At 42.6% G+C, this 20,587-nt stretch carries 20 protein-coding genes; 16 read left to right on the top strand and 4 right to left on the bottom strand.

Features of this window, described 5'->3' with window-relative positions:
• Nucleotides 1-8: 8 nt before the first annotated feature.
• The 9 genes from rsxB (at nt 9) to A3774_RS01385 (ending at nt 9,659) form a co-directional block, all read left to right on the top strand.
• Complete coding sequence (gene rsxB / locus A3774_RS01425; protein ID WP_067862270.1) at nt 9-608, top strand: electron transport complex subunit RsxB; 600 nt, start codon at nt 9-11, stop codon at nt 606-608.
• Nucleotides 605-3,547: an electron transport complex subunit RsxC gene (rsxC, locus tag A3774_RS01420; RefSeq protein WP_067862268.1), complete on the top strand. Its 2,943-nt coding sequence runs from the start codon at nt 605-607 to the stop codon at nt 3,545-3,547. Before rsxB ends, rsxC begins: the two co-directional genes overlap by 4 nt.
• A gap of 14 nt (nt 3,548-3,561) precedes the next feature.
• On the top strand, nt 3,562-4,623 hold the full coding sequence (gene rsxD, locus A3774_RS01415) for an electron transport complex subunit RsxD (RefSeq protein ID WP_067862265.1): 1,062 nt from the start codon (nt 3,562-3,564) through the stop codon (nt 4,621-4,623).
• Nucleotides 4,623-5,270 (top strand): electron transport complex subunit RsxG, encoded by a 648-nt coding sequence (rsxG, locus tag A3774_RS01410; protein WP_067862263.1) that lies wholly within the window; start codon nt 4,623-4,625, stop codon nt 5,268-5,270. Before rsxD ends, rsxG begins: the two co-directional genes overlap by 1 nt.
• The gene (locus A3774_RS01405; RefSeq protein ID WP_067862261.1) at nt 5,270-5,971 is read left to right on the top strand and encodes an electron transport complex subunit E; all 702 of its coding nucleotides are present in this window, start codon (nt 5,270-5,272) and stop codon (nt 5,969-5,971) included. Before rsxG ends, A3774_RS01405 begins: the two co-directional genes overlap by 1 nt.
• 129 nt (nt 5,972-6,100) lie before the next feature.
• Nucleotides 6,101-7,081 carry a response regulator gene (locus A3774_RS01400; RefSeq protein ID WP_067862259.1) on the top strand — a complete coding sequence of 327 codons (981 nt, stop codon included), beginning with the start codon at nt 6,101-6,103 and terminating at the stop codon, nt 7,079-7,081.
• Nucleotides 7,078-8,040: a sensor domain-containing diguanylate cyclase gene (locus A3774_RS01395; protein WP_067862257.1), complete on the top strand. Its 963-nt coding sequence runs from the start codon at nt 7,078-7,080 to the stop codon at nt 8,038-8,040. Before A3774_RS01400 ends, A3774_RS01395 begins: the two co-directional genes overlap by 4 nt.
• Before the next feature lie 25 nt (nt 8,041-8,065).
• A complete protein-coding gene (gene nth, locus A3774_RS01390) occupies nt 8,066-8,701 on the top strand; it encodes an endonuclease III (RefSeq protein ID WP_067862255.1) in 636 nt (211 codons plus the stop codon).
• A 691-nt stretch (nt 8,702-9,392) separates the two neighbouring features.
• A complete protein-coding gene (locus tag A3774_RS01385) occupies nt 9,393-9,659 on the top strand; it encodes a GIY-YIG nuclease family protein (protein WP_067862253.1) in 267 nt (88 codons plus the stop codon).
• 98 nt (nt 9,660-9,757) lie between these two features.
• Here A3774_RS01385 and ccoG read toward each other — a convergent pair whose 3' ends face one another.
• Nucleotides 9,758-11,164, bottom strand: coding sequence for a cytochrome c oxidase accessory protein CcoG (gene ccoG, locus A3774_RS01380; protein ID WP_067862251.1), 1,407 nt, complete (start codon nt 11,162-11,164; stop codon nt 9,758-9,760).
• A 106-nt stretch (nt 11,165-11,270) separates the two neighbouring features.
• On the opposite strand from ccoG, the gene A3774_RS01375 reads away from it, so the two are divergent.
• From A3774_RS01375 to A3774_RS01350, 6 genes are all read left to right on the top strand, one after another.
• Complete coding sequence (locus A3774_RS01375) at nt 11,271-12,716, top strand: aminotransferase-like domain-containing protein (protein WP_067862249.1); 1,446 nt, start codon at nt 11,271-11,273, stop codon at nt 12,714-12,716.
• A 143-nt stretch (nt 12,717-12,859) separates the two neighbouring features.
• Nucleotides 12,860-13,441: a DUF2796 domain-containing protein gene (locus tag A3774_RS01370; protein ID WP_067862247.1), complete on the top strand. Its 582-nt coding sequence runs from the start codon at nt 12,860-12,862 to the stop codon at nt 13,439-13,441.
• A gap of 27 nt (nt 13,442-13,468) precedes the next feature.
• The gene (locus A3774_RS01365) at nt 13,469-14,173 is read left to right on the top strand and encodes an ABC transporter ATP-binding protein (RefSeq protein WP_067862245.1); all 705 of its coding nucleotides are present in this window, start codon (nt 13,469-13,471) and stop codon (nt 14,171-14,173) included.
• Nucleotides 14,170-15,429 carry an ABC transporter permease gene (locus A3774_RS01360; protein ID WP_067862243.1) on the top strand — a complete coding sequence of 420 codons (1,260 nt, stop codon included), beginning with the start codon at nt 14,170-14,172 and terminating at the stop codon, nt 15,427-15,429. The genes A3774_RS01365 and A3774_RS01360 overlap by 4 nt, the downstream gene beginning before the upstream one ends.
• A gap of 13 nt (nt 15,430-15,442) precedes the next feature.
• Nucleotides 15,443-15,976: a DUF3299 domain-containing protein gene (locus A3774_RS01355; protein WP_067862241.1), complete on the top strand. Its 534-nt coding sequence runs from the start codon at nt 15,443-15,445 to the stop codon at nt 15,974-15,976.
• A 102-nt stretch (nt 15,977-16,078) separates the two neighbouring features.
• A complete protein-coding gene (locus A3774_RS01350) occupies nt 16,079-17,017 on the top strand; it encodes a nucleoside recognition domain-containing protein (protein WP_067862239.1) in 939 nt (312 codons plus the stop codon).
• Here A3774_RS01350 and A3774_RS01345 read toward each other — a convergent pair.
• Both A3774_RS01345 and purT read right to left on the bottom strand, forming a co-directional pair.
• Nucleotides 17,014-17,214 (bottom strand): transcriptional regulator, encoded by a 201-nt coding sequence (locus A3774_RS01345; RefSeq protein WP_067862236.1) that lies wholly within the window; start codon nt 17,212-17,214, stop codon nt 17,014-17,016. The genes A3774_RS01350 and A3774_RS01345 overlap by 4 nt on opposite strands.
• A 119-nt stretch (nt 17,215-17,333) precedes the next feature.
• A complete protein-coding gene (gene purT, locus A3774_RS01340; RefSeq protein ID WP_067862234.1) occupies nt 17,334-18,515 on the bottom strand; it encodes a formate-dependent phosphoribosylglycinamide formyltransferase in 1,182 nt (393 codons plus the stop codon).
• Between the two features lie 610 nt (nt 18,516-19,125).
• Here purT and A3774_RS01335 point away from each other — a divergent pair.
• Nucleotides 19,126-19,530 (top strand): phnA protein, encoded by a 405-nt coding sequence (locus tag A3774_RS01335; protein WP_067862232.1) that lies wholly within the window; start codon nt 19,126-19,128, stop codon nt 19,528-19,530.
• Between the two features lie 9 nt (nt 19,531-19,539).
• Here the strand turns inward: A3774_RS01335 and A3774_RS01330 are convergent, their stop codons facing one another.
• The gene (locus A3774_RS01330; protein ID WP_067862230.1) at nt 19,540-20,553 is read right to left on the bottom strand and encodes an asparaginase domain-containing protein; all 1,014 of its coding nucleotides are present in this window, start codon (nt 20,551-20,553) and stop codon (nt 19,540-19,542) included.
• Between the last annotated feature and the right edge of the window lie 34 nt (nt 20,554-20,587).

Raw genomic sequence — 20,587 nt, 5'->3', positions numbered from 1 at the left:
AGCACATAATGGATTACATCTTAATTGCCGTTCTTGCTCTGTTGGGGCTGGCTTTAGCTTTCGGATTATTGCTTGGTTTTGCTTCGGTGCGTTTTCGTGTTGAAGGGAATCCTATTGTCGATCAAATTGATTCAATCCTGCCGCAGACGCAATGCGGCCAGTGCGGTTATCCAGGCTGCCGACCTTACGCAGAGGCAATTGCTAACGGAGATGCTATCAATAAATGTCCTCCCGGAGGGCAAAGTACAGTGGAAGCGCTGGCAGATCTACTTGATGTCGAAGCGATTCCTCTTGATGGTGGTGTCGAAGAAGAACCGATCAAAACGGTTGCTTATATTCGTGAAGATGAATGTATAGGTTGTACTAAGTGTATTCAGGCCTGCCCAGTAGACGCTATTTTAGGTGCGGCAAAACAGATGCATACCGTGATTGTCTCGGAATGTACGGGGTGTGATCTCTGTGTTGAGCCTTGTCCGGTAGATTGTATAGATATGTTGCCAGTTGAAACGACTCTGAATACTTGGAAGTGGGATATGCCTAAGCCGGGTGTACAGCTTATTGTAACCGACCTTCGTGGCGAAGTAGCAGAAGAGGGGGCGGTTCAATGAGCACTCAGTTCTCTTTTCATGGTGGTGTGCACCCGCCTGAAAATAAGCAGCGTAGCACAGGCTTGGCAATTCAAACTGCGCCAATCCCTGCTGAACTTGTTGTTCCACTGTCACAGCATATAGGTGCGCCATCTGAAGTTGTTGTTGCTGTCGGTGATCCTGTTCTAAAAGGGCAAGTGATTGCTGAAGCGGTCGGGCGTATCAGTGTTAATGTCCATGCGCCAAGTTCAGGTAAGGTTATCGCCATTGAAAAGCGGTCTGTTCCGCATATTTCAGGAATGCAGGCTCCCTGTATTGTGATTGAAGCGGATGGGAAAGATCAGTGGTGCGATCACCAGGGTTTAGATGATTATACGGCTATATCTAAGCAGGCGCTGATTGACTTTATTCGGCATCATGGCATAAGCGGTATGGGCGGTGCAGGCTTTCCGACTGATGTGAAACTGCATCTGGGTGATGATCATATTGTTAATACACTTGTGCTTAATGCCATGGAGTGTGAACCTTATATCACCGCTGATGATATGTTGCTGCGAGAGCATGCCGACAATGTAATTAAAGGTATTGAGATTATTGCTCATCTTCTAAACCCTCATCATGTGATGATTGGTATTGAAGATAATAAACCTCAAGCTATTCGCGCATTAGAGTTAGCGGCTAAAAATACCTCTTTGAATCTGGATATTATAGTTGTTCCTACTATCTATCCATCAGGTGGTGAAAAACAACTGATTAAACTGCTGACGGGTATTGAAGTACCTAGTGGCCGCATTCCTGCTGATGTAGGTATTGTTTGTCAAAATGTTGGTACTGCAGCAGCGATCTATGAAGCGGTATATGAAGGTATGCCGTTGATCTCTCGTATTGTGACGCTAACAGGAGAAGCCTTAGCCCATCCACACAATATGAGAGCGTTAATTGGCACGCCTTTAAAAACACTGCTTGACGCTGCAGGCGTGAATGAGCAAGCGCTGTATCGGATGGTTATTGGTGGGCCAATGATGGGGTTCACTGTAGATGATCAGTCTATACCCATGATTAAAACAACTAACTGTATTATCGCTGCCACTTATGCTGAGATGCCGCCAGCACCGCCAGCTAACCCATGTATCCGATGTGGTATGTGCGAACAGGTTTGCCCCGCTGAGTTATTGCCGCAGCAGCTCTATTGGTTTGCTAAAGGGAAAGAGTTTGAAAAAGCGAAGCATCACAATCTGTTTGATTGTATTGAATGCGGTGCTTGCTCTTATGTTTGCCCCAGTAATCTACCTTTGGTGCAATATTATCGTTTTGCAAAAGCAGAGATTCGTGAAGAGGAGTCTGAGCAGCGGAAAGCGGATCATGCAAGACAGCGCTTTGAGGCAAGGCAAGCCCGTCTAGAGCAAGAGAAGATAGAAAAAGAACTGCGCAGAAAACAGCGAGCAGAAGATGCGGCTAAAGCCCAAGCAGTGAAAAAAGATAAAGCTGAGCTGCATTCAGAATCTGAACAGGCGGTTTCAGCCGAGCCTGACCTTAAAACATTAAAAACGGCTGCAGCTGTTTCTCGAACTAAATTGAAGAAAGCGCAAAAAGCTTTACAAAATGCCGAAGAAAAAGGGCTTGAGGGTCAAGATAAGCTCAAAGTTACAGTGACTGAGCTAGAAGCAAAAGCGCAAGCCGCTCAAGAAGCTTATGATCAAGCGTTGAATGCCCCAGCCGTTTCCGAACCAGTAGTAGATATTAAACAGCTTAAGACCAATGCTGCGGTCGCACGGACAAAGTTAAAGCAAGCGGAAAAAGCGCTCGCGAAAGCTGAGGAAAGTGGTGAAGGTGATTTAGCTGATCTTAAAGCTAAACTAGTCGAGCAGAAAGCTAAAACTGAAACGGCTCAAGCGGCTTATGATGCAGCTGAATCAGGTGGCCAGTCGCCGGCTCAGGACAGTGCTAAGCTCGATGAGCTTAAAGCTGAAATGGAAGCTGCATTAGGTAAAGTTGAAAAAGCACGTAAAGCTCTTGATGTTGCCATTGCTGGAAGTAGCCCCGCTGTTGAAAAAATGAAGTTAGGGGTCGAAAAACTTCAGTCTAAATATGAAGCTTGTAAAGCGGAGTATGAGAAAGAGACGTCTCAAAATAGCTCAGTTACCATCAAGCCACTTTCTGCAGAACAGATTGCAGCGTTGAAAGTTGATGCGGAGGCATTACAGGCCAAAGTAGCTAAAGCTCAAACAGCCTTAGATCAAGCAGTAGCATCTTCTAGTCCAGCGGCAGACAAAATGAAAGCTGGAGTGGAAAAACTACAAGCTAAGTATGAAGAAGCTCAAGCCTGTTATGAACAAGCGCTAGCTCCTTCTACTGGGAGTAATACTTCCCAGTTAGACGAGCTAAAGGCAGAGATAGAAACACTCTCCACTAAAGTCAAGAAGGCTAAAAGTGCATTAGTTAATGCACAGGCGTCAAATAGTCCTGCAGCAGAAAAAATGCAGGCAGGTGTTGAAAAGCTTCAGTCAAAGTTGGATCAGTTAACGCAGGCGTTTGTACAGGCTGGTGGTGTGCCTGTTGAGCCAGAACCTATTGATCCTAAAGCGTTAAAACAGCAAGTCTCTATTATGAGAACTAAACTGAAGAAAGCACAAGCTGCTTTAGATGAAGCGGAAGATGATAATCAGTCTGAACTTAAAGCTGAAGTAGAGCGTCTTACTCTTGCGCATGAAGAGGCGAAAGTTAAGTTGGATGAATATGAGAAGATCCAGCTCGATAAAGCCGCTGCAGAAGGGGTTGATCTCAAACAGTTGAAAGTCGATGCCGCTATGGCGCGAGCAGCGGTGACTAAAGCTGAAAGAGCCGCAGAGAAAGCGCGAGAAGAACAAACGGATGATCTGACAGATATAGAGCAGCAGTTAATCGTTGCACAACAGAAATCTGAACAATTGAACCAGACACTAAGTCGTTTTACTGATTGAGGAAGATTTAACCAATGGCGCTGATACGTACCAGCTCACCTCATCTTCATAAAGCTGTTAACGCTACAGATGTGATGCGTTTAGTTGTGCTTGCTACTTTGCCAGGCTTGGCCGCAATGACCTTCTTTTTTGGCTGGGGTACCTTAATTAACGTCATTTGGGCTTGTTTGTTAGCGGTCGTATTTGAAGCTATTGTGGTTAAAATGCGTAAGCGCCCATTGGGTTTCTATCTTAAAGATTACAGTGCTGTAGTCACTGCGTTATTGCTAGGACTTGCTTTACCTCCTTTCCTGCCGTGGTGGGTGACGATGGTCGGGGTGTTTGTTGCTATTGTGATTGCTAAGCATTTGTATGGGGGGTTAGGGCAAAACCCTTTTAACCCCGCTATGGTTGCTTATGCGCTATTACTTATTTCCTTTCCTGTCTCTATGACCAGCTGGACTATGCCATTTTTGATGGTTGAGGATGGTCAAAGCTGGCATGTTATGGGATTTGTTGACACGTTTAAGCTTATCTTCTCAGGTATCGAACCCGCCATGATCGATAGTTATTCAGGGGCAACGCCTTTGGATGCCATGCGTCATCGAGGTGGACAAACTACAGAAGAGGTATGGGCGAATGCGCCTGTGTTAGCGCAAGGTATGGGCGCTTGGCATGCGGTTAGTGCGGCTTACTTTATGGGTGGGATATTTCTGATATACCGTAAAGTATTAACGATTCATACACCTTTAGCTATTCTTGCGACCTTAGGGCTTATAGCAGCAGTATTTTATGCTATCGATCCCTATCAATTTGCTGATCCATTTTTTCACCTTACCGCAGGCGCAACAATGCTGGGGGCTTTCTTTATTGCCACTGATCCTGTGACATCCGCTACAAGTAACAAAGGTAAGGTTGTCTATGGTATAGGCATAGGTCTTTTGATTTTTGTTATTCGTGATTGGGGAGGCTATCCAGATGCGGTTGCTTTTGCCGTATTGTTGATGAATCTTTCAGCTCCATTTATTGATCAATACACTCAGCCTCGTTCTTATGGGCATGCAAAAGCTAAACGCGGCATGAAAGGAGGTGCCTAATGCAGATGTTAAGCGCTCTCCGTACTAGCACTATCGCGATTAGTTTATTCGCTGTCGTTTGTGCTGCTGTTATAGCAACGACACAAGTAACAACCGTTGACCTTATTGCTCAAAATGAGAGAGAGCAGAAGGCGAAAGCACTATATGAGATTGTGCCTCGCTCATCTATAGATAATGATTTACTTGAAGATACGGTTGAAATAGTCTCGCCTACTTTGCAGGGCCATTCAGCCCCTGTAACTGTTTATCGAGCGCGTAAAAATGGTGTCGTTACCTCGGTTATTTTACCTTTAGTTGCCCCTGATGGTTATAGTGGAATCATTACGTTGATCGCAGGCATTAATGCAGATGGCTCTGTGGCGGGAGTTCGTGTATTAACCCATAAAGAAACACCCGGATTGGGTGATAAAGTTGATACTAAAAAATCTGATTGGGTGTATAGCTTTAACGGATTGTCTAAACAAGGTAGTAGTGACTCGCGTTGGGCCGTTAAGAAAGATGGTGGCGAATTTGATCAGTTTACGGGTGCAACGATTACACCGAGAGCGATTGTTGGCGCGGTATCGCGCGCACTTGATTATTTTGCCGAACACCGCACAGAGTTATTAGATCTAACTGAAGACAAAATTACAGAGGTCGCTCGCTAATGGCTACTGATTATAGAAAAATCACTCATGATGGATTGTGGGGCAATAACCCTGCACTGGTTCAGTTACTTGGCCTATGTCCGCTTTTAGCTGTAACCGGCTCTGTTGTTAATGCTATAGGTCTGGGGGTAGCAAGTACCTTGGTTTTGATGGGATCTAATCTAACGGTTTCTGCTTTCCGTAAATTTGTCCCGGATTCTGTTCGCTTGCCTATTTTTGTGATGATAATTGCTTCGTTTGTAACGGCGATTGAATTACTAATGAAGGCCTTTACTTATGAGCTCTATCTTATCTTAGGGATTTTTATTCCCCTGATTGTGACTAACTGCGCAATCATGGGGCGTGCGGATGCTTTTGCTTGTAAAAATCCAGTTAAGGCCTCACTGCTTGATGGCTTAATGATGGGGTTGGGGTTTACCGCAGTATTAGTACTACTGGGTGCAATGAGGGAAGCATTAGGCTTAGGAATGATTTTTAGTGACATGCATCTTCTTTTTGGCCCTATAGCTGAAAATTGGAAAATAATTTTAGTTGAAGACTATCCCGGTTTTCTTTTTGCTATTTTACCGCCCGGTGCTTTTGTTGGTATGGGGCTGATTATAGCGCTAAAAAATATTATTGATGCACGTATACAAGCACGTAAAGCTGAACGGGAAACTGGTCCAAGCCCGCGCCGTGAGCGTGTGCGTGTGACTGGATAATGTAATAAGTTATATATGCTATAATGATTGAGCGTTCAGTAATTATACGTAGAGTTAATTGTGTTCTTTTAGGCTATCCTTTAGGCTTACCTACTAAAGCATTTTCTTAAGTTGTATCTAAGGTGTAATGTGAACCAGCCTGTTCCGGTTGTAATTTGTGATGATTCGAGCTTAGCACGTAAGCAAATGGCTTCTGTCCTGAGTGGATGGAATGTTGAGGTGACGTTTGCTGAACATGGTTTGGCAGGGCTTGAAGCCGTTCGGGCAGGAAAAGGCGATATTCTATTTCTTGATTTAACTATGCCGCTTATGGATGGTTATCAGGTTTTAGAGCGGATCCGTAAAGATGACCTACCCACCATGGTTATCGTTATTTCTGGTGATGTCCAATCAGAAGCCAGAGAGCGTGTGCTGGCATTAGGTGCCCTTGAATTCATCAGTAAGCCAACAACCCCAGAGAAGATTGCTGAAGTTTTAAATCGTTTTGGGCTTCTGACTGAGTTAGAGCAGACAGCTGAGAGCTCCTCTGAAGAACCGTCTGAGATCGGACTACCTGAATATTATAAAGAGATAGCCAATATAGCGATGGGGCAAGCCGGAGAGATGCTTGCTAGGCTACTGAATACATTCGTCCATCTTCCAATTCCCGTTGTAGCTATGGTTGACCCGCAAAGCTTACAGAGCAGGCTTGTCACTGCTCAAGATAATGAGTATGAGCTGATTAGCCAAGGTTTTATCGGTGGCGGCGTTGCAGGAGAAGCATTTTTATTAATTGAAAAAAGTAATTTTGATAAAGTTGCTACACTTATGGATCTCCAAGATTCAGGGACGTTCCGAACGTCTGAGCTTCTTATGTCATTATCAAATGCCTTGATCGGTGCTTTCCTAACCAGTTTTGCAAAGCAGCTCGATATTGAATTTAGTAAAGCAACTCCTTATATCCTACGTGACTTTCTTGGGTTCGATGAGCAAGCAGAGAATTGGGATGAAAGCTTGATGATCACAATCGATTATCAGATGGATGAGCATGATACCCGCTGTGAGCTTATGTTAGTGTTTACACAGGACTCACTCGTTAAACTACAAACTATAGCGAGTTACTTCTCATGAATGGGACCGCCTTAAATGAGATTGACGATCTGCACTGGACTTTAGGTTTAATCCAGAATTTGGAGGTAGGTTTAGTTGTTATTGATCGTCAAGCCTGCATTAAATTGTGGAATGGCTTTATGGCAAACCATTCAGGTATCCCAGCTCAAAATGTTGCAGGTGAAAACCTTTTCAAAAGGTTTCCAGAATTGCCAGCGAATTGGTTAAATCAGAAACTCGAGTCAGTTTTTTTATTAAGAAATCCCGCTTATATTTCGTGGGAGCAGCGTCCTTATCTTTTTCATTTTAAGAATAACCGTCCTATTACAGGTTATTCTAAATTTATGTATCAAAATATTACCTTGATTCCGCTAACCTCTCCAACAGGCGATGTTGATCATATAGGTATTTTGATCTACGACGTAACAGATACCGCAACAGGGCAAATTGCATTAGAAGACGCTAACAAAAAGCTGAAAAAATTAAGCCGCGAAGACCGGCTAACCGGTTTATATAACCGTGGGTACTGGGAAGAGTGTTTAAACCAAGAGTATGCGCGTTATAGCCGAACAGAGTCTGTTAGCTCACTCGTTATGTTTGATATTGATCACTTTAAGAAAGTGAATGATACCTATGGCCATCAGGCGGGTGATGAGGTTATTCGCGTAATATCTCAGGCCTTACAGGCGCAGGCACGTAAGACTGATATTGCCGGACGTTATGGTGGTGAGGAATTTGGGGCTATCCTCACTGGTACTAACGGTATCAATGCGATGATCTTTGCGGAAAGGTTACGTGAAAATGTTGCGTCACTCTGCGTGCAATATGGTGAGCATCAGATTAACTGCTCTATTAGTTTAGGCGTGTCTGAAATTGATCTAGAAGTTCAGAGTGCTACTGCTTGGTTAGAGCAAGCAGATAAGGCCTTATATAAATCCAAACAAAATGGACGCAATAAGGTTACTCTTTTTGACTCATAAAATTTTTAATGCCTAATTACAAATAATGAACCAACAAAAGCGATACGAAATATTTTCTCGTTGGCGAGACGAGAACCCTCATCCCACCACTGAGCTAGAGTATAGCTCCCCTTTTGAGTTGCTGATTGCTGTTATTTTGTCTGCCCAATCCACCGATGTTGGGGTCAATAAAGCGACTCGAAAGTTGTATCCCGTTGCCAATACTCCCGAAGCAATCTATGCCTTAGGTGTTGATGGCTTAAAGGAATATATAAAAACCATTGGCTTATTTAATACCAAAGCTGAAAATGTAATCAAAACCTGCAAAATGCTGGTGGAGCTACATGATTCAGTTGTACCTGATACGCGTGAAGCCTTAGAGGCCTTGCCAGGTGTGGGGCGTAAAACCGCCAATGTCGTTTTAAATACTGCTTTTGGGCAGCCTGCGATGGCTGTTGATACGCATATCTTCCGGGTATCTAACCGCACTAAAATTGCACCGGGAAAAAATGTTAATGAAGTTGAGCAGAAGCTTATGCGTTTTATTCCTAAGGAGTTCCTGATTGATGCCCACCACTGGCTAATTCTTCATGGCCGTTATATTTGTGTGGCTAGAAAACCCAAATGCGGTGCCTGCCTTATTGAAGACCTCTGTGAGTATAAAGATAAAACTGATATCTAAGTCGGTATTTATTTTCAATAGATTTTCACCTTTAGCTCCGTACTCGTTTCTGTTTAGCTAACTCACTATTTAGTTGTTATAACCTCTTGATTTCATGGGAATGTAATAGTGCAGCTAAGTGGGTGTTAAAGTTACTCAGTTTATCTGTGCATAAGTTGTTGGATAAGTTTTGGGTAGATTGCTGGAAGCCTTGTTTTATAAGGCATTGAGCTTTTTGGTGTTTATCTGATCTTTTTAGAAAGTTTATTTTAATCAATAGGTTATGGTTTTTGTTGTTTGAATATAAAAGATGGCTTAGATTTTTATCCACACTATGTAGCTATTATATATAGGTGTGGACTTAATTTTTTATCTTGACTTTTTTAACCCTAGAAAACGCGGCCTTTTTAAGGAAAGTATGTCCTTACATTCCTTTTTAAAATATTTATATGCTTAGAAATGTAAATAAGATTTTGATCTAGATATCTAAGCTATTTCGGTAGCTCATCAGGTCATTTCAGGGAGCGTTGTCATAAAGCAGGGATCAGTATTGTCTAGTGTGGGTTGTGCGGCTTTTGACTCAAAGCCTTTACACAAATTGTGTCGGTTTATTTTCTGTTATCCTAAGGTTAGTTACTGTTAGAGAGATGGTCGATAGCATCAATTTTCATGTAAAATCCTACGAAACTTTAATGCGATGATTAGATAATAAATGGTTAAGGATACAGGCCTGAGTCGTTGGTATGTCTATATAGTGAAATGTGTTGATGGCACATTATATACAGGAGTAACAACTGATATAGAGCGCCGCTTACGTCAGCATAATGGTGATTTAGTGGGAGGGGCTAAATACACACGAGTGCGCCGACCGGTTCAGATGGTATGGCGTGAAGAGCAACCCGATCAATCATCAGCCTGTCAACGTGAAGCGGCGATCAAAAAGTTATCTAGGGCTGAAAAGCTGCGCCTTGTAGATTGATCGTTCGAGTTTTCCTCTTAGTTTATATTTGCTAAATCATAATTTTGATCGGTCTCTCTAGTATGTTTGTTAACTCTTCGCCTAGTGGTAAGGCCTAATTATCTAGGCGCTAAAAATGTACTATTTTTCGAAGCGCTGAAGGAATCTGATGTCAGCATAAAGGTAATATCTGTTTTCGCTGGTAGCATGTGATTTGGCGCACAAACTTTGTAAAGTGTTGTTGTACTTTGATCGATCAAATTCAGATGATTAGGGCCGATGAGTTGTAAAGGAATGGAAGAGCTTGGGGCGGTAATAGCAACGGAAATCTGCTTTATGCGAGAAGTGAAAGCTTCGAGTTCAAGATGGTAGTGATTACAGATTAGCCCTTCAGTGACTTGATAAAGTGAAGCTCTATCCCGAGCAATTTCTATGATCAATTCAGTCTTATTTTGTAGTGTATAAGTGACTCCCCAAGCTGTGGCAATACAGATGCTTAAGTAACCTAGTAGTCGTGGTCTTAGTAAAGAGCGGGTTTTATCTTTCTGAGACTCAATAAGGTTTGATGTTGAGAGTGCCTGTTCTGAATAAAAGTCAATCAGGCCCGTTTTTTTACCTAATTTAACCATTACAGAATCACAGGCATCAATACAAGCTGCACAATCGATACAAGCGGCTTGAAGGCCATTTCGTATATCAATTCCTGTAGGGCATACTTGGACGCAAATCCCACAATCTACGCAGTCCCCAGCGTTTTCTTCTTGGCCTCTTAAGTGCTGTCTAGGCTCCCCGCGAGCAGGGTTGTAGGCCACAGTGTAAGTTTTTTCATCAAACATAACCCCTTGAAAACGTGAATAGGGGCACATATGCAAACAAACCTTCTCTCTTACTAAGCCAGCATTAGCGTAGGTTAAGAGGGACATAATAATGATCCATGATAGACCGAAAAGGGAGAGATCAAAATGAAGCAGATCTTGGATTAATTGATCTATAGGTGTGAAGTAGCCGCAGAAGGTAATAGCCGTAATAAAGGATAGTATTAACCAAAGACTATGTTTGATAACCCGCCTAAAGAGCCTTTGGCTATTGAGTGATTGCTGATCTGATCGAGAGCGTTTTGCAGCACGGCCCTCAATTAAATCTTCGATACGAATAAATAACCAAGTCCATATTGATTGTGGGCAAGCAAATCCGCACCAAACACGTCCCCAACCGACCGCCATAAAGAATAGCAAACTGGCCCCGCAAATCATGATGCCCGCAAGCGCAGGTAGGTCATACCAAGATAGTTCAGTGCCAAACAGAAAAATGCGGTGTGCATCAAAGTCGAACATGATGAGCGGCTGCCCGTTTATACGTACCCATGCCAGGGTAAAAAATAGAGCCAGTAAAGGCCAGCTGGTTAAGCGTCGTAAATTTTGATAGAAGCCTTCAATAAGCTTTACATGGAACTTTCCATTTCCAGGCAGAGGAGCTGATTCACAAATGGAGGTTAAGGGGATTTGATTACTACTAGATGGTTTCATCAGGACGCACTTTTCTAATTACTGATAGCTGCACAATGTACAGAAATTAAAATATAGGAACAGGTATAGAAAAATAATTTATAATAGGTACAGATGAGGAGGCTAAATGAAATACCTATATCAAGAACTGGAACAAGAAATCGCTGAACACATACATTTAGGCCTGCTCCCATCGGGCGCTAAGCTGCCCTCTATCCGAGCTCAGTGTGAGGATAGGGGCCTTTCTAAAGCCACAGTGATTCATGCTTACCAGCGCTTAGAAGCTGCAGGTCTTGTGGAGGTAAGAACAAAGTCAGGCTATTTTGTCTCGGTTCAGCTGAATACCAAGGCAAAGATATCCTCACAAAGTCCCTCTTTAATGCAGATCACAGCGGAACCTCATCTGATTGATATGAGTGACGTGATGAGAGATATCATGACGCACAACGCTGCTTTTGATATAACGCCTCAAATTGATAAACGATCACAGCGTCCTGCAGGTATCACTGAGCTAAATCGTTGCTTATCAAGGGCCTTACGACAACAGGGGGGGGCTGAACATCAATACTATGATGAGCCAGCAGGCTCACTTTATTTACGTCAGCAAATTGCTAACCGGTATCAGCGTTTGGGTTGTAGGTTTGATGAGCCGGATGTCTTAATTACAGCGGGTTGCCAGCATGCATTATCTTTAGCATTACAATCCTGTTGTCAGGCAGGGGATATAGTCGCAGTTGAATCCCCCGGGTTTTATGGGGTGCTGCAGTTATTAGAAAGCCTTGGTTTACAAGTACTTGAAATCCCCGTTACGTCAACGGAGGGTATTTCTATAGATGCTTTAGCTGAGGCTTTATCTAAATGGAAAATAGCTGCTTGTGTAGTAACTCCTGCATTTGCAACGCCTTTAGGCTCAGTGATGCCTGATGCTGAACGTAAGCGGTTGATTCAATTAGCGGAACAGTTTGGCTTTACTATTGTTGAAGATGATATTTATGGGGATCTATCATTTGGTGCGCGTCTTCCCCCATTAAAACAGCTGGATCGGAATGATAATGTCATTTTATGTGGCTCTTACTCTAAATCACTTTCAAGAGAGTTGAGGCTAGGTTGGGTTGTTTCGAGTAGAGAGAAATCCTCTTTAATGTTTTTAAAAATGGTCAATATGCTTGCCTTAAGCCGTTTTACGCAGCAGGGATTAGTTGATTTTTTGGATGATGGTTCTTACGAAAAGCATCTGCGTAAATATAAGTACTTACTTAAAGAGCAGCGAGATCAGTTGATTGATCTACTGTTTTTATATTGGCGTGAACTTGGCGAGATAAGAGTGAGCCAGCCTCAGGGAGGGCTTGCGTTATGGGTTGAGCTTGAAGAGCACTATAAAGTAGATAACTGTTATTTGGATGCCCGTAGGGAAGGTATAGTGATCACTCCAGGTAACTTATTTACAGCACAAGATCAGTATCGAAATTGTTTACGTATTAGCTTTGCTCACCACTGGAATGCGTCGCGAAAGAATGCAATTAAACGGTTGGGTGAGATTCTATTGGATAAATGCAGCGCTGATAAACCATAAGAAGCTGGATTATCCCTCTTTAAAGCTATTTTTTGGCAGCGATCGATTATTCTTTGATCCTCAAGATAGCTTGAGCTTGTTGTCATAAGCCGGCGTAAAACTGTATAGTAATGTTATATTATATCATTTTATTGGAGGGCATCATGTTCCAGCGTGTCCATTACATTTCTATAGGTAGTGCTTTAATTTCATGCATGTTAAGCCCTATTGCTACAGCACTTGAAGCGCATGTGCATGGGGAAGCAGTGTTAAATATCGCAACAGATCAAGGTGATGTAGAAGCTGTGCTTCGCTCGCCAATGGCGAATATCGTAGGGTTTGAATACGAAGCAAAGTCGGCTGAAGATAAAGCGACTCAAGAGAAAGCCTTAAAGCTATTAAAAAATGCTAATAACATTTTGAAACTTTCTGCCTCTGCTAACTGTCTGACGGAGCATGTTGAGGTCGTTTGGGATGAAGAGCATGGGGATCATGATCACGAGGAACATGAAGGTCATGACCATCACGAAGAACATGCGGATCATGAAGAGCATGATCACGAAGGGCATGCTGATATTACAGCGACTTATCATTTTAAGTGTAGTAACCCTGAAGCATTGACAGATATGACATTGAGTTTGTTTGATTCGTTTAAAGGAGTAGAGAAGCTCCATGTGAATCTAATTACAGATAAGGGAGCTCAGCAGCTTGAGTTAACTCCTTCCTCTAAAGGCTTTAAATTCTAATGGCATTACTCGAGTTTGGTTTTTAAAATGAAAAAATTAGCCGTAACTATCGATGATCTTTTATTTAAGTGGGGTGATGGCACACCCTGCTTAACCATTCCTAAGTTTCAACTTTATCACGGTGAAAAAGTTTTCATAAAAGGCCCCTCGGGTAGCGGAAAAAGCACATTGCTTAATATCTTGGGTGGTGTGCTTGCCCCTGAAGATGGTGATATCAAAGTTTTAGGCCATGACTATGCCCTCATGAAAATGTCCCAGTTAGATAAGTTTAGAGCTGACCATATAGGTTTTATTTTTCAGCAGTTTAACCTACTACCGTTTTTGAGTTTATTAGAAAATGTTTGTCTACCTTGCCGTTTTTCGTCTACGCGAAGAGCACGTGCTATCGATGAGTTTGGTTCTGTAGAGCAGGGGGCTGAGGCGTTACTTAAGCGTTTAGGTTTGATGGATAAACATCTCTATCAACAAAATGCAGCGGCCCTTTCTGTAGGGCAGCAACAAAGGGTGAGTGCGGCAAGAGCGATTTTAGGTTCGCCGGAGATTATTATTGCAGATGAACCTACATCGGCACTTGATGTAGATGCGCGAGACCAGTTTTTAGCGTTGTTATTATCTCAATGTGAATTATCCGGCTCCACGTTAATTTTTGTGAGTCACGATAGCGCTTTAGAACATCACTTTTCGCAGAAATTGAGGCTAACCCCTTCATCTAATGGAGGATATAGCTTATGACTTTGTTTCATTTAACGTGGAAAAGCTTTTTAAATAGGAAGGCCACTCTATTAATGATGTTGCTATCTATTAGTATGAGTGTTGTGTTGCTGCTAGGTGTAGACATTATAAGGCAGCAAGCTAAAGAGGGGTTTTCATCGACTGTATCTTCTACTGACCTGATCGTAGGTGCGCGAAGTGGGCAGATAAATTTATTACTGTACTCTGTTTTTCATATTGGGAATGCTACCAATAATATAACGTGGAAAAGCTATGAAAATATTAGCCAAGATGCCAATGTTAAATGGAGTATTCCTCTATCACTAGGTGATTCTCATCGTGGGTTTAGGGTTTTAGGTACCTCCTCAGCGTATTTTGAACATTACCGATATGGTGCCAAACAGCCACTCGCCTTTTCTCAAGGTAGAGGCTTTGAAGGGCTTTTCGATGTGGTAATTGGTGCTGAGGTTGCTAAAAAACTAGGCTATAACTTAGGCTCTCCCGTTGTGATCGCCCATGGTATGGGGAGTGCCAGTTTGATGAAGCATGATGATAAGCCGTTTAATGTTGTAGGCATTTTAAAACCTACAGGTACGCCTGTTGATAATACGCTTATTGTTTCTTTGGAGGCGATTGAGGCTATCCATGTTGATTGGCAGTCTGGGGTGCAATTACCCGGCTCTAAAGTAACGGCAGAGCAAGTGCTTAAAATGAACCTTAAGCCTAAACAAATTACGGCGTTTATGCTTGGGCTTAACTCTCGCCTTTCTACATTTCATCTACAGCGGAAGATAAATCAGTATAGGAATGAGCCGTTAATGGCTATTTTACCAGGACTTGCTTTGCAGGAGCTGTGGGGTATGTTTTCCTTCGTTGAAAAAACACTGTTCGCTATTTCTGGTTTAGTGGTTGTTTCAGGAGTGCTTGGGTTGCTAGCCTTGCTGTTAAGTAGTTTAAATGAACGCCGCCGAGAAATGGCTATCTTGCGCTCTGTAGGTGCGCGTCCTATACATATATTGACACTACTTATATTAGAATCATTATTGGTTACATTATTGAGTGTTTTATTGGGTATTGGTGTACTTTATTTAGTAATGTTTTATGCCAGTCCGTTAATTCAGGATCAGTTTGGGGTACGATTAGCGGTACAAGGTTTAAGTTTATGGCAATGGCAGCTAGTAGGTATGGTGGTCGCGGCTGGAGCTTTAGCTGGATTAGTACCCGGTTATCGTGCTTACCGGCACTCGTTAGCTGATGGTATGTCGATTAAGTTATAACAAGAGATATTGAATGTTTAAACATATTATCGCCGTGTGGTTGATCGCTAGCTCAAGTTTTATTAGTGCAGGAGAGGTGATCAACGGTGAGTCAGTGAAGCCAGTAGAGTGGGAACAGTTGATGCCTGCTGATTTCTCTATGGATGCGATATTTAATAGTTCTGAGCAGTTGGCGGCTATTGATGATTTTGATCCTAAAGCACAACAGCTGCTGGATGAGATGATGGTAGCTATGCAATCTGCTCCGACTGTGCCTGATTTTGATGGTCAGATGATTAAAATTCCTGGCTATGTCGTACCGGTCGAATCGGATGGTACGCGTGTTACAGAGTTTTTTTTAGTTCCTTATTTTGGTGCATGTATCCATGTGCCTCCTCCGCCCTCCAACCAGATTATCTATGTTCGATTTGAGCCTGGAACTCATGTGGAAAATTTATATGATGCGGTATGGATTAGTGGTCGTATAAATACAGAAACGGTTGTGAATGAACTTGCGGCTTCCGGTTATACCATGGAAGCTTTTAAAATTGAGCCTTATGATTTGTGATACGAGCAGTCATCACTAATATCTGTATAGACTTATAAATAGCTGGTTTCACTTCTAGCCTCTGGTAAAATTGCCCCTTATTTCTAGCCAAGGCTATTTATCGTGGAACAGATCATTGCAGTTATCCTAGATTCCGGGCGAACCGGTTTGGACATGGGTTTATATATTCTTTTACCCATTATGGTTGTAATGTCTGCGTTTATGAAATTACTCGATGCTAAAGGCGTGCTAAGTTGGATCTCCAATTTATTGGCACCGGTGGCGCGTATTTTTGGTATTCCCGGCCTCGGTATTTTTGCCATGATTAAACTGCTTTTTGTTAGTTTTGCAGGCCCTATTGCTACTTTAGCTTTGATGGATAGGAATGGCACCTCACGCCGTTATATCGCGGCTACCTTAGCGATGGTCTTAGCTATGTCACAAGCCAATGCGACGTTCCCGTTAAGTGCAATGGGGCTTAATATAGGTGTAATTCTGATTACATCTATAATTGGTGGCTTAGCGGCAGCTTCTTTCACTTACTACGTGCTAACTCGTAACCTTGTTGATCCTGATACTACTGAAACTGTCGTCAAATCGACCTCGCCAGAAGAGGAGAAAAAAACGGTTATTCAGATCTTAGGTGATGGTGGTCAAGAGGGGATGAAGATCGTGTTCGGTATGCTGCCTATGCTAATACTGGCGATCTTTTTAGTGAATGTATTTGAAGCGACAGGGGTTATTAGTTTATTAAGCTCATTACTCGCCCCGTTACTGGCTCTAATTGGTTTACCTGAAGCAGCAGTGCTACCTATAGTGACTAAATTTATTGCAGGTGGAACCGCTTTTATGGGTATCACTATAGATCTGATGAACGAGGGGCTTATTAGTGTAAACGAGCTTAACCGTATGGCCGGTTTTGCCACTAATCCGCTGGATGTTGCTGGTATTGCGATCTTTGCCGCTGCGGGTAAGCGAATCAGCCAAGTGATTCGCTATGCTGTTTATGGTGGCTTGTTCGGTATGACAATAAGAGGCGTGTTACATCTATTTATTTTCTAACGATGTAAAACGAGTTGCGGCCCTTTTTTACCTGCTGGAATCGTGTGTTTGGCGAAAACGCCATAGATATGTCCACAGCCATTGCAATAAGCGATTTGGAACCAAGCTTGGCTATCACGTGCTCTTTCTTCGCTGTCTTTTGAAACGATGTGTTCAACCCCTGAGATTGAGCATTCTGGGCATTTAGGTTCAGCCATAGGTGACTCCGATTATTGTGTTTACTTTATTCTATCCTTAGTTGTTGGTAATCACTAAAGGTTCCCTAATATTTAGAGTAAAGCACTATTCCGGTTGGAGATAGTGCTTTGATTCTACGTTATAGTTCTACATTGACTGAGGTTGAGCCACGAATAGCTTTCTCTTTAGCGGCTTGTACAGTTTCATCTCGGGCTAATACAACACCCATACGTCGTTGCCCAGAAACTTCCGGTTTGCCGAATAATCTGATTTGAGTATTCGGCTCCGCAAGGACTTGTTGTAGATTACCAAATCGTACTTTATCTGATTCACCTTCTACTAAGATGACGCTCGATGCAGAGGGACCGTGGAAATGAATATTTGGAATAGGTAGGCCTAAAATAGCTCTAGCATGCAGTGCGAATTCCGATAAATCTTGGGAGATCATCGTCACCATGCCGGTATCATGGGGACGAGGTGATACTTCGCTAAAGTAAACCTTATCGCCTTTAATAAAGAGTTCAACGCCAAAGAGGCCTTGCCCACCTAGCGCTGATGTTACTTTGCTTGCGATCTCACGAGATTTTTCTAGTGCAACTGGGCTCATTGCTTGTGGTTGCCAGGATTGTCTGTAATCACCGCTTACCTGTATATGCCCTATAGGTTCGCAAAAGCTAGTGTTGCTATCGTGACGAACGGTAAGCAGTGTTATTTCATAGTCAAAGTCTACAAACCCTTCTACGATGACTTTTCCTTTTCCTGCGCGACCGCCATCTTGAGCATATTGCCAAGCTTGTTCAATTTGGTCAGTGGATTGGATGGTGCTTTGACCTTTACCTGATGAGCTCATAATTGGCTTTACAACACAGGGGATACCCACGGTTTCCACTGCGGCCATATACTCTTCATGTGTTTCGGCAAAACGGTAGTTAGAGGTGGGAATATTAAGCTCTTCTGCGGCTAAACGCCTAATTCCTTCGCGGTTCATCGTGAGTTGAGTTGCACGAGCTGTTGGAATTACGTTGAAGCCTTCATTCTCAAGATCAACTAAGGTTTCGGTCGCTATAGCTTCTATTTCAGGAACAATCAGGTGTGGTTTTTCTAGCTCGATTATTTCACGAAGCGCATCACCATCCAGCATTGAGACGATATGGCTTCTGTGAGCAACCTGCATGCCTGGGGCATTTTTGTAGCGATCGACAACAATGACCTCCGCGCCTAAGCGTTGTAATTCGATAACGACTTCTTTGCCCAGTTCTCCACCGCCGCACATCAATACACGTGTAGCTGACGGTGATAGAGGAGTCCCTATTTGTAGCATTGTCCAATCCTCAGCGTGAAAAAATTTCAAGCATTATACGGTGCGAATTATGGCAATCGCCAGCAGAATGGAAATTGTCTTCTATAATAAAAGTGTAACTTCGTGTTGAAGTCACGGTTGTATTTTTTGAAATATTGAATTGTCTTTGGTTTTTTATGTGTTTTATCATGACTAGAGATAGTTCTTCCTTTGAAACATTTTTTGAAATGAAATAAGGAGGATAAATAAAAATACATCGACTGGGAGATTGATTGTTGCGGTTTTTGTTAATGCTTTAGGCAGCAGCAATTAGTAGCATTTTTAAGTTGGTATTTTCAGAGTGGACGTCAAAGACTGCAGAGTGGTCATAACCACATTAGAAGCACTCTAGAACCTGCCCGCTTAAAAAATTCTGGTCGTTTACATTGCTTGTTTTTTGCCTGTAAAGGCTGATTAGTCGGAGTATCCATCCGGCAGGAGGGGATAGTATCTCTTATAGAGGCTATCCCCTCGTTAATTTTAGTCGCTCATGTTGCCCTCTAAGCGATATCACTTAGTCTTAGTTCCCCTTATATTTCTTCCATTCTAATGAGAATGTGCTATCCCTTAGAATAAACATGGGGACGTAACTATGTCTAAAGGTCATGATCGTTATCACGAGCGGAATTGTGGGCTGTCAATTTTTGGCAAGGATTTAGTGCGGCGTAGTGGGGCACATTGCGAACTATGCGGCGACCATGGTGTGAAGTTGCATATCTATGAGGTGGCAGCTGTTTCAAAACTACCTGATTTGAATCACTGTCTTATGGTCTGCGATGTGTGTTTTATGCAGATTGAAAAACCAAAATTACAAGATAACAACCATTGGCGTTGCTTGAATCATTCAATCTGGAGTGAAGTACCTGTGGTCAAAGTTCTTGCTGTAGCTATATTGAGGCGTGTTGCAGAGCAAGATTTTTGGGCTGTTCAGCTTTTAGAGCAAGTTTATTTAGAACCAGAAGAGCGGGAGTGGTTAGCTAAAGTGGAACTCCCTTAATTTGATGTTTTAGCGACTGATTTCCCCGGCCAAGCTTTTAGCAAAGTTATTTTTGATTATTGCCGTAGATGTCAGTGTTGCTAATAGAAAGTGAAGTTTGCAGAAGCAGGCTTCTAATGTCATTTCAGCCCCTGATATAACACCAATCTCATTTAAAATTGAGCTGCATGCGTATTGCCCCTGAAAGATCTCAGCTTGTAAGCACTGGCTGTTATTGACAAAAATTACGCCTCGTTGTGCAGCAGCCTTTAGTGCATCAATTAGTTCCTGATTTTGATCAGGCAAATTACCTACGCCGTAACTCCGCAAAATAATGGCTTTACAGTCTGGGTCTGAACTGAGTAATTCAACGTGCTTGCCATTAATTCCTGGATATATGGGCAGTATAACAACGGCATTTTTTTTAAACTCGGGGTTTAAAAAGCGAGGTTGTTTTTGGGGCAAAAAGAGGTTGGAGTGTAGCTCGACATTAAGCCCAACTTGGCCGAGCCAAGGGAAGTTCGGGCTGTTAAAAGCATCTAACCCTGTTGCTTTCACTTTACTCGATCTATTTCCTCTTAAAAGTCGTCCGCTAAAGTAAATGCAGACTTCATTTATTGAGTTATCAGTGGCCAGAAGTAGTGTTGTAATTAGATTATCGAGTGCATCGTTTCGCAGTTGTGATAAGGGAATCTGAGAGCCGGTGAAGATAACGGGTTTTGATAAACCTTGTAAGATGAAGGACAGCATTGAAGCACTGTAAGCCATAGTATCGGTACCATGAAGCACAATAAAGCCATCATAGTCCTCATATTTCCGGATAATAATGTCTGCCATTTCAGTCCAATGGCTAGGGATTAAATTGGCGCTATCTATTAACGGGTTTAGCTCCAGCATATCGAACTCTGGGAGCAGAGCGTGGTGTGAATGGGCTAAACGGCTTCTTATTAATGATTCAAACCCTGGGACAGAAGTGTAGCCGTTAGCGGATGATTCCATACCTATAGTTCCACCAGTATAGATCATCAGTATTTTAGTCGTCATAGGGCGCTCCCGCTTCAATTGAACATATATATAC

It is taken from the genome of Neptuniibacter marinus (assembly GCF_001597725.1).
In the GTDB taxonomy this organism is placed as follows: domain Bacteria; phylum Pseudomonadota; class Gammaproteobacteria; order Pseudomonadales; family Balneatricaceae; genus Neptuniibacter; species Neptuniibacter marinus.
This window is presented reverse-complemented; position numbering and strand designations above follow the sequence as displayed.

Bases quoted from the DNA above. Each gene is read 5' to 3' on its own strand.
- rsxB (WP_067862270.1), top strand. From the start codon at position 9: ATGGATTACATCTTAATTGCCGTTCTTGCTCTGTTGGGGCTGGCTTTA.
- rsxC (WP_067862268.1), top strand. From the start codon at position 605: ATGAGCACTCAGTTCTCTTTTCATGGTGGTGTGCACCCGCCTGAAAAT.
- rsxD (WP_067862265.1), top strand. From the start codon at position 3,562: ATGGCGCTGATACGTACCAGCTCACCTCATCTTCATAAAGCTGTTAAC.
- rsxG (WP_067862263.1), top strand. From the start codon at position 4,623: ATGCAGATGTTAAGCGCTCTCCGTACTAGCACTATCGCGATTAGTTTA.
- A3774_RS01405 (WP_067862261.1), top strand. From the start codon at position 5,270: ATGGCTACTGATTATAGAAAAATCACTCATGATGGATTGTGGGGCAAT.
- A3774_RS01395 (WP_067862257.1), top strand. From the start codon at position 7,078: ATGAATGGGACCGCCTTAAATGAGATTGACGATCTGCACTGGACTTTA.
- nth (WP_067862255.1), top strand. From the start codon at position 8,066: ATGAACCAACAAAAGCGATACGAAATATTTTCTCGTTGGCGAGACGAG.
- A3774_RS01385 (WP_067862253.1), top strand. From the start codon at position 9,393: ATGGTTAAGGATACAGGCCTGAGTCGTTGGTATGTCTATATAGTGAAA.
- ccoG (WP_067862251.1), bottom strand. From the start codon at position 11,164: ATGAAACCATCTAGTAGTAATCAAATCCCCTTAACCTCCATTTGTGAA.
- A3774_RS01375 (WP_067862249.1), top strand. From the start codon at position 11,271: ATGAAATACCTATATCAAGAACTGGAACAAGAAATCGCTGAACACATA.
- A3774_RS01370 (WP_067862247.1), top strand. From the start codon at position 12,860: ATGTTCCAGCGTGTCCATTACATTTCTATAGGTAGTGCTTTAATTTCA.
- A3774_RS01365 (WP_067862245.1), top strand. From the start codon at position 13,469: ATGAAAAAATTAGCCGTAACTATCGATGATCTTTTATTTAAGTGGGGT.
- A3774_RS01360 (WP_067862243.1), top strand. From the start codon at position 14,170: ATGACTTTGTTTCATTTAACGTGGAAAAGCTTTTTAAATAGGAAGGCC.
- A3774_RS01355 (WP_067862241.1), top strand. From the start codon at position 15,443: ATGTTTAAACATATTATCGCCGTGTGGTTGATCGCTAGCTCAAGTTTT.
- A3774_RS01345 (WP_067862236.1), bottom strand. From the start codon at position 17,214: ATGGCTGAACCTAAATGCCCAGAATGCTCAATCTCAGGGGTTGAACAC.
- purT (WP_067862234.1), bottom strand. From the start codon at position 18,515: ATGCTACAAATAGGGACTCCTCTATCACCGTCAGCTACACGTGTATTG.
- A3774_RS01335 (WP_067862232.1), top strand. From the start codon at position 19,126: ATGTCTAAAGGTCATGATCGTTATCACGAGCGGAATTGTGGGCTGTCA.
- A3774_RS01330 (WP_067862230.1), bottom strand. From the start codon at position 20,553: ATGACGACTAAAATACTGATGATCTATACTGGTGGAACTATAGGTATG.